Source organism: Streptosporangium heterodermiicola (assembly GCF_051390675.1).
GTDB lineage: Bacteria > Actinomycetota > Actinomycetes > Streptosporangiales > Streptosporangiaceae > Streptosporangium.
Map to the genome: position 1 here is coordinate 54533 of NZ_JBPJSR010000028.1, position 17016 is coordinate 71548.

14 protein-coding genes are annotated in these 17016 nt (G+C 72.3%); 5 read left to right on the forward strand and 9 right to left on the reverse strand.

From position 1 onward, the window contains the following. Positions 1–156: 156 nt before the first annotated feature. The gene (locus ACSC1Q_RS37790; RefSeq protein WP_436763534.1) at positions 157–921 is read right to left on the reverse strand and encodes an SDR family oxidoreductase; all 765 of its coding nucleotides are present in this window, start codon (positions 919–921) and stop codon (positions 157–159) included. Positions 922–989: 68 nt separating this feature from the next. Between ACSC1Q_RS37790 and ACSC1Q_RS37795 the strand changes: the two genes are divergently transcribed. Then, positions 990–1661, forward strand: coding sequence for a TetR/AcrR family transcriptional regulator (locus ACSC1Q_RS37795; protein WP_436763535.1), 672 nt, complete (start codon positions 990–992; stop codon positions 1659–1661). A gap of 388 nt (positions 1662–2049) precedes the next feature. On the opposite strand, the gene ACSC1Q_RS37800 is transcribed toward ACSC1Q_RS37795, so the two are convergent. Then, a complete protein-coding gene (locus tag ACSC1Q_RS37800; protein ID WP_436763536.1) occupies positions 2050–2973 on the reverse strand; it encodes an RNA polymerase sigma-70 factor in 924 nt (307 codons plus the stop codon). Positions 2974–3246: 273 nt separating this feature from the next. After that, positions 3247–3630: a DoxX family protein gene (locus tag ACSC1Q_RS37805; RefSeq protein WP_436763537.1), complete on the reverse strand. Its 384-nt coding sequence runs from the start codon at positions 3628–3630 to the stop codon at positions 3247–3249. A gap of 201 nt (positions 3631–3831) precedes the next feature. On the opposite strand from ACSC1Q_RS37805, the gene ACSC1Q_RS37810 reads away from it, so the two are divergent. The 3 genes from ACSC1Q_RS37810 (at position 3832) to ACSC1Q_RS37820 (ending at position 7149) form a co-directional block, all read left to right on the forward strand. Next, positions 3832–4728 (forward strand): metalloregulator ArsR/SmtB family transcription factor, encoded by an 897-nt coding sequence (locus ACSC1Q_RS37810; RefSeq protein ID WP_436763538.1) that lies wholly within the window; start codon positions 3832–3834, stop codon positions 4726–4728. Beyond that, positions 4725–5327, forward strand: a complete 603-nt coding sequence (locus tag ACSC1Q_RS37815) for a dihydrofolate reductase family protein (protein WP_436763539.1) — start codon at positions 4725–4727, stop codon at positions 5325–5327. Before ACSC1Q_RS37810 ends, ACSC1Q_RS37815 begins: the two co-directional genes overlap by 4 nt. Before the next feature lie 292 nt (positions 5328–5619). Next, entirely contained in the window at positions 5620–7149 is a 1530-nt protein-coding gene (locus tag ACSC1Q_RS37820; protein ID WP_436763540.1) for a carboxylesterase/lipase family protein, read from the forward strand. Positions 7150–7389: 240 nt separating this feature from the next. Here the strand turns inward: ACSC1Q_RS37820 and ACSC1Q_RS37825 are convergent, their stop codons facing one another. Beyond that, on the reverse strand, positions 7390–8316 hold the full coding sequence (locus ACSC1Q_RS37825; RefSeq protein WP_436763541.1) for an NmrA family NAD(P)-binding protein: 927 nt from the start codon (positions 8314–8316) through the stop codon (positions 7390–7392). A 91-nt stretch (positions 8317–8407) separates the two neighbouring features. Between ACSC1Q_RS37825 and ACSC1Q_RS37830 the strand changes: the two genes are divergently transcribed. After that, complete coding sequence (locus ACSC1Q_RS37830; protein WP_436763542.1) at positions 8408–8977, forward strand: TetR/AcrR family transcriptional regulator; 570 nt, start codon at positions 8408–8410, stop codon at positions 8975–8977. Between the two features lie 103 nt (positions 8978–9080). Here the strand turns inward: ACSC1Q_RS37830 and ACSC1Q_RS37835 are convergent, their stop codons facing one another. The 5 genes from ACSC1Q_RS37835 to kdpA are packed head-to-tail and all read right to left on the reverse strand — an operon-like array spanning position 9081 to position 17000. Continuing rightward, complete coding sequence (locus tag ACSC1Q_RS37835; protein ID WP_436763543.1) at positions 9081–9749, reverse strand: response regulator; 669 nt, start codon at positions 9747–9749, stop codon at positions 9081–9083. Continuing rightward, entirely contained in the window at positions 9746–12361 is a 2616-nt protein-coding gene (locus tag ACSC1Q_RS37840; RefSeq protein ID WP_436763544.1) for a DUF4118 domain-containing protein, read from the reverse strand. Before ACSC1Q_RS37840 ends, ACSC1Q_RS37835 begins: the two co-directional genes overlap by 4 nt. Next, positions 12358–13194 carry a potassium-transporting ATPase subunit C gene (locus ACSC1Q_RS37845; protein WP_436763545.1) on the reverse strand — a complete coding sequence of 279 codons (837 nt, stop codon included), beginning with the start codon at positions 13192–13194 and terminating at the stop codon, positions 12358–12360. Before ACSC1Q_RS37845 ends, ACSC1Q_RS37840 begins: the two co-directional genes overlap by 4 nt. Next, positions 13195–15339, reverse strand: a complete 2145-nt coding sequence (gene kdpB, locus ACSC1Q_RS37850; protein WP_436763546.1) for a potassium-transporting ATPase subunit KdpB — start codon at positions 15337–15339, stop codon at positions 13195–13197. Continuing rightward, on the reverse strand, positions 15339–17000 hold the full coding sequence (gene kdpA / locus ACSC1Q_RS37855; protein ID WP_436763547.1) for a potassium-transporting ATPase subunit KdpA: 1662 nt from the start codon (positions 16998–17000) through the stop codon (positions 15339–15341). The genes kdpB and kdpA overlap by 1 nt, the downstream gene beginning before the upstream one ends. Positions 17001–17016: the final 16 nt, after the last annotated feature.

A 17016-nucleotide genomic window follows, 5' to 3' on the forward strand; every position in this document is an offset into this window, starting at 1 on the left:
ACCGGCGACCGCGCGACCGTGAGTTCTCGCCGGCGATCGGCGATCGGTCGCGCGGTCCGATCAGGCACGGTCTGCTCAAGCGCGGCCTGATCAGGCGCGCGGTCCGATCAAGCACGTGATCCGATCAGACGCGGCCTGATCGGACGCGCGGTCCGGTCAGGCGCGCGGTCCGAGGAACAGGCCGCCACTCGCGTCGATGACCTGGCCGGTTATCCAGCGCGCGGCGTCGGAGGCGAGGAACGCGACCACGTCGGCGATGTCGCCGGGCCCGCCCAGGCGATCGAGCGCCGTCGTTCCGGCGATGAGTTCGGCCAGGCCCGGTGCCTCGAAGGCCGATCCGTTGGTCGCCGTCCGGGTGGCGCCGGGAGCGACCGCGTTCACCGTGATTCCTCGCACTCCGAGCTCGTTGGCCAAGGTCATGCTCATCGTCTCGACCGCGCCCTTCGTCATGGCGAAGGACGTCTGGGCGGGGTTGGCCATCCGGGTCGCCACGGATGAGATCGTGACAATGCGGCCACCGTCGCGGAACAGCGGCAACGCTCGCTGGATGATGAAGTACGGCGCCCGCACGTTCACCGCGAAGAGGTGGTCGAACTCCGTGCGCGTCGTGACCCCGAGCGGGCCGGCGGGCGCGGCCGCCGCGTTGTTGACGAGGATGTCGAGTGGCCGCCCGGCCAGGCCGGCCTCGACTCCCGCGAAGAGGGTCTCGACATCGTCGTCCACGCCCAGCTCCGCCCCGACGGCGAGCGCGGACCCACCGGCACGCGCGATCTCGTCGACCGTCGCCGTCGCGCCGTCCTCGTCCGTGCCGAAATGCACGATGACCATCGCCCCCTTCGCCGCCAGCCTGGCCGCGATCGCCTGCCCGATGCCCCGTGACGCTCCGGTCACAAGAGCCGTCCTGCCGGTCAGATCACTCATGCCGATCACCTCATTTCGCGAGTCACTACCAACTTGGTAGTGACTACCAATCCGGTAGGGTCTATCACATGTCCGACCAGCACTCAACACTGCGAGCGCAACGGAGAGCCGAGACGCGGCGCGTGATCCAGGCCCACGCGGTAAGGCTGTTCACCGAGCGCGGCTACGACGCCACGACCGTGACCGACGTCGCCGAAGCCGCGGGCGTGTCGCCCATGACCGTGTACCGGCACTTCCCCACGAAGGAAGACCTCGTGCTCGTCGACCAGCACGGCCGGCTCGTCGCCGAGCGGATCGTCGCGTCGTCCGCCGCGCGGCCCCTGGTCCGCCGCATCGGCGGCGCGCTCGTCGACGCGGCCACGGCGTTGACCGGTCGCGGCCCCGGGGACGACCCGACGGCGAGCGAGAGGTTCCTGCTCGCCCGCCTCCGGCTCATGATCTCGACACCTGCCCTGCGCGCCAGGCACCTGGACAACCAGTACGCCCTCCAGCAGGCGATCGTCGACGCCCTCGGGGACGATGCCACCGATCCCGACACGGCGTTCCACGTCCAGGTGGCGGCCAGTGCCTGCCTCGCCGCCATGCACACGGCGTTGGTGCGCTGGGCCGAGGACGACGGACGGACCCGGTTGCCCGACCTGATCGCGAAGGCGCTCACCGCCGCCTTCGGCGACGACACCGCCGAAGGCGGCGGCGAAACCGACACCCCGGAACCCACCGGGCGCACGGAACCCGGATGACGATTTCCCGTCCCGGCCCGGAACCCATGCGGCGAAGGGCAGGCCACGGAACTCGTACGGCGACGGTGGCGGGCGGGTCCCGGAACTCGTACGGCGATGGCGAAGGGCAGGTCACGGAAGGGCGGGCAGGCGGTGGCCGCCTCGCCGGGCACCGGCGCGCTCGGCGTGTCGCAGGCCGCCCAGATGGCCTCCGCTCTCGCGACCCGGCCGTGAAGTGCGGGCCTCTCGCGGCCCGGCCGTGGAGTATGGGCCTCTCGCGACCCGGCCGTGAAGTGCGGGCGTCCCCCGGCCGCCCTCCTCGCCGCGTCCCTCGGGATGGCGAGGTGCTCCCGCCACCGAAGATGCCGAGCCGCTCACGGGGGGTCGGAGACGCGGTCGGCCGTCGCGGTCACTCCGCGGGGCGGCGTGCCCGTCTCACCTCGCGGTCGATCGCCCAGGCGTCCGCCACCGGGCCCAGGTGCCCGAGCTTGTCAGGGTTGATCACCAGGCGGAGCGCCTGGATCCGCCCGTCGCTTATGTCGAGCGCCAGGGTGTGGAGCACCCTGCCGTCCCGGTCGCGGAAGATCGCGCCCGGCTCGCCGTTGACCTCGTGCGGCTCGAACGTCACGTCGGCCCGTGCCATCCGGGGGAAGACGGAGGCGGCCAGCCGGGCCACGTTCTCGGCGCCGACGATGGCCCTGGCCAGCTGCGGGGCCTTGCCGCCGCCGTCGCCGACCATCGACACGTCGGCGGCGAGCAGTTCCCGCAGGCCGGCGACGTCGCCTTCGCGGAGGGCGTCGAAGAAGCGCGACGCCAGCTCCTCCCGCTCCCCGCGGTCCGCCTCGAAGCGGGGGCGGCCCGCGGCCATGTGGCGCCGCGCCCGCACCGCCAGCTGGCGGCACGCCGCCTCCGAGCGCCCCACCGCCGACGCGACCTCGGGAAAGCCGAAGTCGAACACCTCCCGCAGCACGAAGACCACCCGCTCCAGCGGGCTGAGCCGTTCCAGCAGCAACAGGGCCGCCATCGACACCGAGTCGGCCAGCTCCGCCGACCGCTCCGGATCCTCGTACGGGTCGGCGAGCAGCGGCTCGGGGAACCACGGCCCCACGTACTCCTCCCGCCGGACGCGGGCCGAGCGCAGCACGTCGATCGAGATCCGGGTGACCGTGGCCGCGAGGAAGTCCTTGACCGACCTGGGTCGCGTCGGGGAGGCCTCGAAGCGCAGCCAGGTCTCCTGGACCGCGTCCTCGGCCTCGCCCACGCCGCCCAGTATCCGGTAGGCGATCGAGAACAGCAGTGGCCGCAGCTCCTGGAACTCCTCGGTCCTGTTCATGCCCGCTCCTCCTTCAAGCCCTGTCGCCACGAGAGACAGCACGGCCGACACCGCGTCGGCCCGTCCGTCACCGCCCCCGCGCGCCCGGCCGCTCCACCACGTCCAGCCTGGCCGCGTTCGTCGTCGCCGTCACCTGGCGCTCCCGCCGGTGCCCCCGCACCACGAGCACTCTCACCGCCGTCACCCTTCATGATCGACAATCGACTCCCCCGACCGGCCGGCCGTCCGCACCCCCGATCCCAGGTGGGACAGGGCTGGATGATCGACCGCCGGTCAGCCGGTGAAGGACTCGGGGCCGAAGCGGCCCCACGCGATGAACGCCGCGAGCGCGAGATAGGTCAGGTTCAGCAGCACGAAACCGAATTCGCCGCGGCGGCCGTGGGTGATCATCGCGCCGACCATCAGCACGACCCAGCAGGTCGCGGTCACCGGCACCAGAACCGGCGCGATGTCGAGCACGGCGGGCAGGATCAGGCCCGGCGCGGCCAGGAGTTCGAGGACGCCGAGGGTCTTGACGAAGGTGACGCCGACATCCCCGGTCCATCCCCCGCCGTGGAACGCGGCCAGTTTCTCCTTGGGCACGAACGTCTTGCTGACGCCGCCCGCCAGGGCCACCACGGCCAGCAGCCCGGCGGCGATCCACAACGCGAGGTTCATCATCCACTCCTTGATCGAAGATTGCCCGCACCGCCTATGACGAGACAGCGACCTCGCCTGTGACATCTCCGCACAACCCGGGCCGGGCAGGGCCCACGACCTTCACCGGGAGCCCCGAGGGCGCGTGCCACGCGGACCGTAGCGATCATGCCCAAAGTTATTCCTTGACACGAATATTCGTTGTGGAGAATAATTACTTCCATGGACGCACTCCTCACCGCACTGGCCGATCCGGCCAGATGGCGGCTCGTGAACCTGCTGGCCGAAAGGCCACAGTCGGTCGGTGTCCTCGCCCAGATCGCCGGGGCACGGCAACCACAGACGACCAAGCACCTGCAGACCCTCGAACGCGCCGGCGTCGTCACCTGCCGGCGCACCGGCCAGCGCCGCGTCTACGCGCTCCAGCCCGCTTCGCTGCGGGACCTGGCGGCCACGCTCGGCCGGCTCGCCGACGCCGCGGACCGGGCCGGCGGCCCGCACGAGACCCACGACCGCTATGGGCTCAACCTCCAGGCGGAGCGGCTCGCCGCCGAGGAGCCCGGCTGGGCCGACGGCCGCGCGTTCAGGTTCCTCCGGTCACTGTCAGGGAGCCCCGAGCTGGTCTGGCGCCACCTGACCGAGACCGCCCTGCTCGCCCGCTGGTGGACGCCCGACGACCTCCGCGTCTCCGAGCTCGTGTTCGAGGCGCGATCGGGCGGGCGGATCGTCCAGGAGTACCGCGACGCCCAGGACGCCGACGGCTCCGACCTGGTCGCCGGGCGCGCGGAGGGAGTCGTCGACGACGTACGCCCCGGTGAGCGCCTCGCCTACCGGCTCTCCCCGCTGCTTCCCGGCGGCGGCCTCGCCTTCACCGCCCACCTCGACCTCGGCCTCCGGCCCACCGCCACCGGCACGGACCTCGACGTCCGCTACCGGATCACCGACAGCACGATCGACTCCGCCGACTTCGTCGCGGGCGTCGAGATCGGCTTCGGCCAGAGCCTCGACAAGCTCGCGGCGACCCTCGCCGCGAACCCGCACGACACCGCCGACACCACCGACACCGTCGGCGACGCCGACAGCACCGAGCATGACAACGACACGAGGAGCACGAAGTGACGCAGCAGACCGGTGGCCGCAGGGTCGTCACCAACATGAGCCTCTCCCTCGACGGTCACTACGTCGGGCCGGGCGACCCTCGGGACATGGGCTGGGTGATGCCGTACGCGCACACCGACGTCGCCCGCGACCACCTGACCAGCCTCTGGGAACCGGCGACGACGGCCCTGCTCGGGCGGGTCAACGCCGAGGGGTTCCTCGGCTTCTGGCCCACCGTCATCGGCATGGAGGGGGCCGACCCGCGTGACGAGGGCTTCGCGAAGTGGCTCGTCGACGCCGACAAGGTGGTCCTGTCCTCCACTCTCGGCGAGGCGCCGTGGGAGCGGACGACAGTAGTCGACAAGCCGGCCGCCGAGGTGGTCGAGGATCTCAAGGCGACCGAGGGCGGCGACATCCTCGTGCTCTCCAGCGCGAGCGTCATCAAGGCGCTGCTGGCGGCCGACAAGGTCGACCGGCTGGCGCTCAACGTCTTCCCGGTCTTCCTCGGTGGCGGGCCACGCCTCTTCGACGACGGCCTGCCCGCGGGCCGGTGGGAGCTCTCAAGCCAGGCCGCGGGCGAGCACGGCACGCTGGCGCTCGTCTACGACCGGATCCGCTAAGCCCCGGCATCGGCGGACGGGCCCGCGTGAGCCCGCCGGGTCGAGAAGGTACGCACCGGCGACAAGCCGCACCGATCCCGGTATCGGCCGACGGATCCGCGTGGGCCCGCCGGAGAACGTCGGCTCTCGTCCACGACCGAGCCCGCCGAGCTCGCCGAGCCGGCCGATCGGCGTATCCGTTTCCGGTGAGCGTTCATGATCAACCCGATGCCGGCCGCCCGTTAAATGCTTTGCCCGTGGACGGCGCGCGCTGCGATGCTCGGCCAATCCGGCACGGAGAGGAAACCGCGAGATGGCCGTCACCGCGTCCAGCGAGCCGTCCGAGTCCGAGCCGGAGGTCCGTACGACGGCCGGCGTCCTGCGCGGTGGCCGGGAGGCGGGCCTGGCGGTCTTCCGCGGTGTCCCGTTCGCCGAGCCGCCGGTCGGCGCCCTCCGTTTCGCCGCGCCACGACCGGTGCGCGGCTGGGACGGTGTGCGCCCGGCGGTCGCGTACGGCCCGCCGCCCCCGCAGTCCGGCGTGCTCGGGGTGTCGCGGGACACCGGCGGCGACGACTGGCTGACGGTCAACGTCTGGACACCGGCACCCGATCCGGAGGCGGGGCTCCCGGTGATGGTGTGGATCCCCGGCGGCGGTTACGCCATGGGCGACTCCAGCCTCCCCGAATACGACGCCGGGCACCTGGCCGCGAGCGGAACGGTGGTCGTGACCCTCAACTACCGTCTCGGTATCGAGGGTTTCGCGCAGATCGACGGAGCCCCGGCCAACCGGGGACTGCTCGACCAGGTCGCGGCCCTGGGGTGGGTGCGCGACAACATCCGGGCGTTCGGCGGCGATCCGGACCGGGTCACGGTCTTCGGGGAGTCGGCGGGCGGCGGATCGGTCGCCGCGCTGCTCGCCATGCCGAGCGCCGCCGGGCTCTTCCGGCGGGCGGTCGCGCAGAGCGTGCCAGGGACGTTCTTCTCCCCCGAGCTGGCCGCCGACGTCGCCGCCGCCTTCGCCGCCGAGCTGGGGGTGCGGCCCACGGTGTCCGGCCTGTCGGCGGTGGCCCCGGCCCTGCTGCCCGCCGCGGGTGACGCGGTCCTCGCCAAGACGGTCGAGCGGCGGGAGCGCTGGGGGCGGATCGCCCACCGGCCGATCCCGTTCGCGCCGGTCGTCGACGGTGAGGTCCTGCCGACGACCCCGTGGCAGGCGCTGGCCGACGGCGCCGCCCGGGACGTCGGGCTTCTCGTCGGGCACACCCGTGACGAGCACCGGTTGTTCAGCCTGATCGACGGCGTGCTCGGCCAGGTCACGCGGGAGCAGACCGAGACCGCCCTGCGCATGCTCGCCCCCGGCCCGGACGGCGCGCGCCGATACCGCCAGGCGTTCCCTGCCGCGACCGACGAGGAGCTGTACGAGCTGGTCAACGCCGACTGGTTGTTCCGCATGCCGAGCCTCCACCTCGCCGAAGCGCAGATCGCCGGCGGCGGCCGGGCCCACCTCTACGAGCTGACCTGGTCCGCCCCGGGAATGGACGGTGCCCTCGGCGCCTGCCACGGCCTGGACGTGCCGCTCGTCTTCGGCAACCTGGGCAGCGGAGGGCCCGCCATGCTGATCGGCGATCCGCCCTTCCCGGCGGCGGAGGAGCTGTCCGCGCGGATCCGCGGGGCGTGGACGGCGTTCGCCGCCCACGGCGACCCGGGCTGGCCTCCGTACGACACCGGACAGCGCCTCGCGCGGCTCTTCGACACGCCGTCGACGGTCGCCGCCTATCCGGAGGAGACCTCGCGGCTGCTGTGGCAGGATCACACCTTCCCGGCGCTCCCGCTGCTCGCGCGGTGAGGAAGGGCGGGGGTCTCACGGCGGAGCCGGAACGGCGCGCGGCGCGAGACCCCCGAGGACCGTCGCCGGACGCTCCCAGGGTCACATGTCGAGGGAGCCGAGGACGAGGTGTCGCAAGACTCGCGCCGACCGGTGACGCGCCCCCGTTCTCGGCTCGGACGAGGAGTGAGCGAGGCGGCTCTCCCCAGGCGGCGAAGGCTGCGGCCCCTAGGCGTCCGTCCACGGCCCACCCTGGCGGTGTCAGGCCGCGGGCCGCAGGTGTTCGCGTGCCCATTCCTCGAAGGTCGTGAGCGGGATGCCGAGGGCCCGCGCGTATTCCGGGCGGGCGCGCTGGCCGGTCGCGTTGAGGAACTCGTGGGAGGTGACGCCCCACCTCGGCATTCCCGCGGCGACCGCCTCCTCCGTGGTCATGTCGGGCGCGGCCAGCTCGGTGCCCAGAACGCCGGAGAGGACCTTGGCGATCTCAGTCAGCGTCAGATACTCACCGGCCAGCTCCAGTTCGACCTCGTGGAACCGTTCCGGTGCCGCGATGGCCGCGGCGGCCGTCGTGCCGATGTCCTTGACCGCGACGAGGGAGAGCCGGGTCTCGGGCCTCAGCACGGTCACCAGGCCACCCTCGACGCCCCGGGGGAGCAGGTACGCCGCGGACGGGAGGAAGTTCTCCATGAAGAAGCCCGGCTTGATGATCGACCAGTGCGTGAAGCCCGCCTCGCGTACCCGGTCCTGGGCTCCGGACTTGGCGGCGAAGACGGGCGCCATCGACGCCCAGCGGCCCTCGGCCCAGCCGGGGGCCTCGGTGTGGTGCCCCGCGCCGGTGACGGACGTGTGCACGAACTGCGGCACGCCCGCGGCCAGTGCGCCCTCGACCAGGTTGGCGGCCTGGGTCAGCTCGCCTTCGAAGTCGAAGACGCCGTCCCTCATCGGGGGCATCTGCACGGAGAAGACGGCTCGGGCTCCCCGCGCGGCCCTGGTCACGGAGTCGCGGTCGTGGAGGTCTCCGGTGACCAGTTCGGCGCCGAGCGCCTCGACGGCCCTCGCCCGGCCGGTCGCGGGGTCGCGGACCAGTGCCCGGACGGGGACGCCGGCCGCGAGCAGGGCGCGGGCGGTGGCGCCGCCCTGCTGCCCGGTGGCGCCGACGACCAGGACGGGTGCGGGATCGGTGGACATGAAGCCTCCCTTGATTAAACGGCGGGTCCCGCCGTTTATACTCCGGTAAGATACGGCGGACCCCGCCACTTAGCAAATGTGAGGTGACGCCATGCCCGTCCAGCGTGCGGACGCCCGGCGCAACTACGCGCTCCTGCTCTCCGTGGCCGAGGAGGAGATCGCCGCGCACGGCGCCGACGCGTCCCTGGAGCAGATCGCCCGCGTCGCGGGAGTCGGGTCCGCCACCGTGCGCCGGCACTTCCCCACCCGCCGCGCGCTGCTGGAGGCGGTCTTCCGCGAGCGGGTCGAGAACCTGTGCGCCCACGCCCGCGACCTGACCGCCAGGGCCGACACCCGGGCCGCGCTGCTGGAGTGGCTGGGCGCCGTCACCGCGGACGCCGCGACCATCCGGGGGCTGGCCATCGCGCTGACCCGCGACCCGGCGGCCGACCCCGGCACGGCACCGGACAACTGCTGCTCGGCGCAGCTCACCGAGGCGGGCGGCCCGCTGGCGCGCCGCGCCGCCGACGACGGGGCGCTGGCGCCGGGGGTGACCATCGACGACCTGCTCGCCCTGATCACCGGAATCGCCCTGGCCACGGAGCACCACCCGGACCCCGCCGCCGAGGCGGGCCGGCTGTTCGGCCTGGCCGTGGCGGGGGTCAGCCCCCCTCGGGGGTGAGCGGAGGGGAACACGTTTTCCCGCTTCGGGTGCGCGCGACCGTGTCCCGCCTCGCCGGGTTCGTCAGGGCTGGTCAGCGCTGGTCAGGGCTCGTCAGGGCTCGTCAGGGCTGGAAGCGGTACCCCATGCCGGGCTCGGTGAGCAGGTGGACCGGGTGGGCCGGGTCCCGTTCCAATTTCTTGCGCATCTGGGCCATGTACTGGCGCAGGTAGTGGGTCTCCCTGAGGTACTTGGCCCCCCACACCTCCGTCAGCAGCTGCCGCTGGGTGATGAGCTTGCCGGGGTTGCGGACCAGGATCTCCAGCAGGTGCCACTCGGTGGGCGTGAGCCGTACGCCGCCGGAGACGGTCTTGTCGACCAGGTCCACGACCCGGTCGCCGACGCGGATCTCGGCGAGCTCCGCGTCGTGCAGCGCGCTGCGCCGGGAGACGGCCCGGATGCGGGCGAGGAGCTCGTCGATGCCGAACGGCTTGGTGACGTAGTCGTCGGCCCCGGCGTCCAGCGCGTCGACCTTGTCGGATCCTCCCGTACGGCCGGAGAGCACGATGATCGGGACGGTGGTCCAGCCGCGCAGGCCGTGGATGACGTCGATCCCGTCGAGATCGGGCAGACCGAGGTCGAGTACGACCAGGTCGGGGTGCCAGTCGGCGGCCTGCCGCAGGGCCGCGCCGCCGTCGGGGGCCACGGCCACGTCGTAGTGGCGCGCGGCGAGGTTGATCCGCAGGGCGCGCAGGAGCTGGGGCTCGTCGTCGACGACGAGGACCCGGGTCACGGCCGTTCCACCGCGGGACGCTCACGAGAGAGAGGTTCCACCGCGGGACGCTCACGGGAGAGAGGTTCCACCGCGGGGCGTGCCCGCGCGCGGGAGGAAACGGGAAGTGTCAGGATCATGGTGAGGCCACCCCCTGGTGTCTCGTCCGGTAACAGGGTTCCGGCCATCGCCTCGGCGAGCCCCCGGGAGAGCGCGAGGCCCAGGCCGACGCCGGTGTGGTTGTCGCGGTCGCCGAGCCGCTGGAAGGGCATGAAGACCCGGTCGTAGGCGTCGGGCGGGATGCCCGTGCCGCGGTCGACGACGCGGATCTCCACGTGGTCCTCGTACTCCCCGGCCATGACGAGGACCTTCCGGTCCTCCGGGCTGTAGCGGACGGCGTTGGACATCAGGTTGACCAGGATCCGTTCCAGCAGCGCCTGGTCGACGACGATCTCGGGCAGCTCGACGGAGAGGTCCAGCTCGATCCGCGACGACAGGGGGCCGAGGTCGTCGACGGCGCGCGGCACGATCTCCTCCAGCGCGGTCGGCTCCAGCCTCAAACCGAGCACCCCGGCCTGCAGGCGGCTCATGTCGAGCAGGTTGGCGACGAGACGGTCCAGCTTGACCAGGGACTCGTCGGCGGTGGCGAGCAGTTCCTCCCTGTCCTGCGGCGACCAGTCGATGCCGGTGTTGCGCAGGCTCTCCACCGCCGCCTTGGCCGAGGCGAGCGGGGTGCGCAGGTCGTGGCTGACGGCGGCGAGCAGCGCGGTACGCATCCTGTCGGCCTCGGCCAGCGGCCTGGCCTGCTCCGCCTCCGCCGCGAGCCGGTCCTGGCGCAGCGCCACCGCCGCCTCGGCCGCGAACGCCTCAAGCACCCGCCGGTCGGACGCCTCAAGCAGCCTGCCCCGGATCGCCAGGACGAGCCGCTCGTCGATGACCACATCGGTGTCCGCGCCCCCCGGGCAGGTGCAGGGCACCTCACCGGCGGTGGCCACGATCCGCCACGCCTCGGGGTCGGACTGGTCGTCGGGTCCCTGCTCGCCGGTGCGTTCCAGCAGGGTGACCGAGGCGAGCCCGAAGGTCTCCCGCAGCCGGGCGAGCAGCGAGGCGAGCGCGTGCTCGCCGCGCAACACGTGCCCGGCCAGGGTGGAGAGGACCTCGGCGTCGGCGCGGGCACGGGCCGCCTCCCGCGTACGGCGGGCGGCGACGTCCACCACCGCGCTCACCATGACCGCCACCAGCACGTAGACGCTCAGCGCGAACAGGTTCTCCGGGTCGGCGATGGTGAAGCGGTCGACCGGCGCCGTGAAGAAGTAGTTGAGCAGCAGGAAGCCGAGCACGGCGGCGGTGACGGCCGGCCACATGCCTCCCACCAGGGCGACGATCACCACCATGAGCAGGAAGAGCAGTATGTCGCTCGGCAGGTTCACGTCGCCGCGGAAGGGGTGCAGCGCCAGGGTGAGGAGCGGCAGCCCGAGGATCGCGAGGACCCAGCCCGCCACCCGGCGGGTGCGGGTCAGCGCGGCCCGCGACGGGGCGCGGTCGCGCCCCCGCTTCACCCCGTCGTGAGTGATCATGTGGACGTCGATGGACCCGGACCGCGCGGTCGTGGTCACCCCGACCCCCCGGGAGAGGATCTGGGCGAACCGGCCGCGCCGGGAGGCCCCCAGCACCAGCTGGGTGGCGTTGACGCCGCGCGCGAAGTCGAGCAGCGCGTCCGGGACGTCGTCGCCGACGACCTGGTGGTAGGTGCCGCCCATGTCCTCCACCAGCGTGCGCTGGCGGGCGGTGCTCGCCGGATCGGCTCCGGCGAGGCCGTCGGCGCGCGTGACGTGCACGGCCAGCAGGTCGGCGCCCTTGCTCCGGCCCGCGATCCTGGCGGCCCGCCGTACCAGCGTGTCGCCCTCCGGGCCGCCGGTCAGCGCGACCACGACGCGCTCGCGCGCCTCCCAGGTGCCGGCGATGCCGTGCTCGGCGCGGTAGCGGTCGAGCTGGTCGTCGACCTTGCCCGCCACCCACAGCAGCGCCAGCTCGCGCAGCGCGGTGAGGTTGCCGACCCTGAAGTAGTTCGACAGGGCCGCGTCGACCTTCTCCGGCGCGTACACGTTGCCGTGCGCCATCCGCCGCCGCAGCGCCTCCGGGGCCATGTCCACCAGCTCCACCTGGTCGGCGCGGCGCACCACCTCGTCGGGCACCGTCTCGCGCTGGACCACCCCGGTGATCTCCTCGACCACGTCGTTGAGCGACTCCAGGTGCTGGATGTTGACGGTGGAGACGACGTCGATGCCCGCGTCGAGGATCTCCTCGATGTCCTGCCAGCGCTTGGCGTTGCGCGAGCCCGGCACGTTGGTGTGGGCTAGCTCGTCGACCAGGGCGACCGCGGGTCTTCTCGCGATGACGGCGTCCACGTCGAGCTCGGTGAACACGCTCCCCCGGTGGAGCATGCTCGCGCGCGGGACGACCTCCATGCCGTCGACGAGTTCCGCGGTGCGGGGGCGGCCGTGGGTCTCGACGAGGGCCACGACGACGTCGGTGCCCCTCGCGAGGCGGCGCCGGCCCTCGCAGAGCATCGTGTACGTCTTGCCGACACCCGGCGCCGCTCCGAGGAAGATGCGCAGCCGCCCCCTGCTCATCGGTCGAGCGCCAGGTTGAGTTCGAGGACGTTCACCGCCGGTTCTCCCATGAAGCCGAGGGGGCGGCCGGTGGTGTTCGCCGCGATCAGCCGCCTCACCGTCTCCACGGGCATGCCGCGCTCCCTGGCGACGCGGGCCGCCTGGAGGTCGGCGTACGCGACGGAGATGTCCGGGTCGAGGCCGGAGCCGCTGGCGGTGACCGCGTCGGCGGGCACCACGGCCCTGGCCGTGCCCCGGACCGGGACGGTGCGCCCGGCCGCGTAGTCCTCGCCCGGCCTGCCGCACTCGACCCTCACGCCGAGGTACTCGGCGACGAACGGGGTCGCGGGGCAGGCCTGGTTGACGCTGACGGCCCTGGTGGGGGTGCCGACCGCGGGGAAGACCTTAAGCACGGCGCCGACCCCGTCGGGCGTGCAGTACGGCCGGGCGCCGCTCACCCCCTCCAGCTCCCCGACGGCCTTGGACCGGGCGCAGACCTGGGTGAGCAGGCTCTGTCTCCCGTCGGCTCCCGGGATGTCGACGACGTCCTCGGGCCCGAGGTTGCTCGCGGCGGTGGAGAGCATGTCGTAGCCGTCACCGGCCGCCGACGGCCTGCTCTGGAAGTATCTGCCGACCGGCCTGCCGTCGGCGTCGGTGAAGCTCTGGCCGACGATCGCGCTGCCCACGTCCTTCCCGTCCTTCTTGACGATGGAGCCGTTGGCCCCGCCGTTGAACACGGCCTGGGCGACGCCGGTGATCACCAGCGGGTAGAGGGCCCCGGTGACCAGGGTGAGGACGAGCAGCGCGCGGAGCGCGGCGAGATGCTGGCGGATCCAGCTGGGCAGGCGTTCCATTTAAGACATCCCCGGAAGGAACTGGATGAGAAGGTCTATCAGCTTGATGCCGACGAAGGGCACGACGATGCCGCCCAGACCGTAGACGTAGAGGTTGCGGCTGAGCAGTTTCGAGGCGCTGGAGGGGCGGTAGCGCACGCCGCGCAGGGCGAGCGGGATCAGCGCGACGATGACGACCGCGTTGAAGACGACCGCGGACAGGATCGCCGACTGCGGGCTGGACAGGCGCATGATGTTCAGCGCGTCCAGGCCCGGGTAGACCGCCGCGAACATCGCGGGAATGATCGCGAAGTACTTGGCGACGTCGTTCGCGATCGAGAAGGTCGTGAGCGCGCCGCGGGTGATGAGCAGCTGCTTGCCGATCTCGACGATCTCGATGAGCTTGGTCGGGTTGGAGTCGAGGTCGACCATGTTCCCGGCCTCCTTCGCGGCCGAGGTGCCGGTGTTCATCGCCACCCCGACGTCGGCCTGCGCGAGCGCGGGCGCGTCGTTGGTGCCGTCACCGGTCATCGCGACCAGCCTGCCGCCCTCCTGCTCCGACCTGATCAGGGCGAGCTTGTCCTCGGGCGTGGCCTCGGCGAGGAAGTCGTCCACGCCCGCCTCGTCGGCGATGGCCTTCGCCGTCAGCGGGTTGTCGCCCGTGATCATGACGGTCCGGATGCCCATCCTGCGCATCTCGTCGAAACGCTCGCGCATGCCCTGCTTGACGACGTCCTTGAGGTGGACGACTCCCAGGACGCGTGCCTTCCCCTCGACGACCTCGCCGACGACCAGCGGGGTGCCGCCGGAGCCGGAGACGGCGTCGACGATGCTCCCCACCTCGTCGGTGGGGTGGCCGCCGTGCTCGCGTACCCACTTCATCACGGCGGTGGCGGCGCCCTTGCGGACCTGGCGGCCGTCGAGGTCGACGCCGCTCATCCGGGTCTGCGCGGTGAACCCGATCCACTCGGCGTGCGCGAGCTCGCCGGGCTCGCGCTCCCTCAGGCCGTACGCCTGCTTGGCGTAGACCACGATGGAGCGGCCCTCGGGGGTCTCGTCGGCGAGGCTGGCCAGCTGCGCGGCCGTCGCCAGCTCGTCGGCGGAGACGCCGGAGGCGGTGAGGAACTCCGATGCCTGCCGGTTGCCCAGCGTGATGGTGCCGGTCTTGTCCAGGAGCAGGGTGTTGACGTCTCCGGCGGCCTCGACCGCGCGGCCGCTCATCGCGAGGACGTTGCGCTGGACGAGGCGGTCCATGCCCGCGATGCCGATCGCCGACAGCAGCGCCCCGATGGTGGTGGGGATGAGGCAGACCAGCAGCGCGACCAGCACGATGCCGGTGACGCCGTCCCCGGTCAGGGCGAGCGAGTCCGGTACGCCGGGGTTCTGGGCCTTGGCGTAGATCGCCAGCGGCTGCATGGTCGCGGTGGCGACCAGGAAGATGATCGTCAGGGCGGCGAGCAGGATGTTGAGGGCGATCTCGTTGGGCGTCTTCTGCCGGTCGGCGCCCTCGACCAGGGCGATCATCCGGTCGATGAAGCTCTCGCCGGGCCGCTGGGTGATCTGGACGACGATCCGGTCGCTCAGCACCTTCGTGCCGCCGGTCACCGCCGACCTGTCGCCGCCCGACTCGCGGATGACCGGGGCGGACTCGCCGGTGATGGCCGACTCGTCCACCGAGGCGATGCCGTCGACGACGTCACCGTCACCGGGGATGATCTCCCCGGCCTCCACGACGACGAAGTCGCCGCGCAGCAGTTCGGGGGCCCCGACGACGTCCCACCCGGTGGAGTCGCGCCCGCGCAGCCGCCGCGCCGTGGTGTCGCGCTTGGCGGCGCGCAACGTGGCCGCCTGGGCCTTGCCGCGCCCCTCGGCGACGGCCTCGGCCAGGTTGGCGAAGATCACCGTCAGCCAGAGCCACACCACGGTGGCCCAGGCGAAGAACGACGGGGTGAGCACGGCGAGCACCGTGGTGAAGGCCGCGCCGATCTCGACGATCAGCATCACCGGGTTGCGCCAGAGCGTGGCCGGGTTGAGCTTCCGCACCGCCTCGGGCAGCGAGGTGACCAGCTGCCTGGGGTCGAGGAGGCCGCCACCCACCTTGCCGTCCTTCTTGCCGCCCTCCGGGGCGGGGTTGCGGCCCGGCGCGTCGAGCGTCTGGGTGGGCATCACTGGATTCCTTCCGCGAGCGGGCCGAGCGCCAGGGCGGGCAGGAAGGTCAGCGCGACGAGGATCACCGTCACGCCGACGACCATGCCGACGAACTGCGGGCGGTGCGTGGGCAGCGTGCCCGCCGATACGGGCACCGGTGCCTGCCTGGCCAGGGACCCGGCCAGGGCGAGAACGAAGACGATCGGCAGGAAGCGGCCGAAGGCCATGCACAGGCCGAGGGCCACGTCGTACCACGGCGTGTTGACGGTGATGCCGCCGAACGCGGAGCCGTTGTTGTTGGACGCGCTGGTGAAGGCGTACAGCACCTCGGAGAAGCCGTGCGGGCCGCTGTTGAGCATGCTCGCCCGCTGCTCGGCCGAGCCCATCGCCAGCGCCGTGCCGGTCAGCACGAGCAGCGGCGTGACCAGGAAGTACATCGCGGCGAACTTGATCTCGCGGGAGCCGATCCGCTTGCCCAGGTACTCGGGCGTGCGGCCGACCATGAGCCCGGCCACGAAGACCGTGATCACGGCGAGGACGAGCATGCCGTACAGGCCCGCGCCCGCGCCGCCGGGGGCGACCTCGCCGAGCATCATGTTGAACATCGTGAGCATGCCGCCGAGCGCGGTGAACGAGTCGTGGAAGGAGTTGACCGCCCCGGTGGAGGTGAGCGTGGTGGCGGCGGCGAAGGTGCCGGAGTTGGGCACGCCGAAGCGCACGTCCTTGCCCTCCATCGCCGCGCCGACCGCCTGCGGGACCGTGCCGCCGTGGGCGATCTCCAGCCCGGTCAGCAGCGCGACGCTCGCCAGCGCGAGGGTCCCCATGATCGCGACGATCGCGTAGCCCTGCCGGGTGTCGCCGACCATGCGGCCGAACGTGCGGGGCAGCGCGAACGGGATCAGGAAGATCGCGAAGATCTCGAACCAGTTGGTCCAGGCGGTGGCGTTCTCGAACGGGTGGGCCGAGTTCGTGTTGTAGAACCCGCCGCCGTTGTTGCCCAGCTCCTTGATGATCTCCTGGCTCGCCACCGGGCCGCCGGTGATCGCCTGGGTGCCGCCGGTCAGGGTGGTCACCTCGTGCGGGGAGGCGAAGTTCTGGATCAGGCCGCCCGCCAGCAGCACGACCGCGCCGACGACGGCGAGCGGCAGCAGGACGCGGACGGTGCCGCGGACCAGGTCCACCCAGAAGTTGCCGAGCTCGTCGGTCCTCTTACGGGCGAAGCCGCGGACCAGCGCGATCGCCACCGCCATGCCCACCGCGGCGGACACGAAGTTCTGCACCGCCAGGCCGGACATCTGCGCCAGGTGGCCCATGGTCGACTCACCCGAGTACGCCTGCCAGTTGGTGTTGGTGACGAAGCTGACGGCGGTGTTCCAGGCGACGTGGTCGGGCACCGGGGCGAAGCCCAGCGACAGGAAGAGCCTGTCCTGCAGCCGCTGCAGACCGTAGAGGAACAGGATGGAGATCGCCGAGAACGCCAGCAGGGCGCGGGCGTAGACGCCCCACCGCTGCTCGGCGTCCGGCCGGACGCCGACGAGCCGGTAGATCACCCGCTCGACGGCGAGGTGTCTCGTACCGGTGTAGACGCGGTACATGTAGTCGCCCAGCGGCCGGTGGACCAGCGCGAGGGCGACGACGAGGGATCCGATGAACAGGATCCCGGCCATGGTCGAGGACATCAGGAGCGCTCCCTCA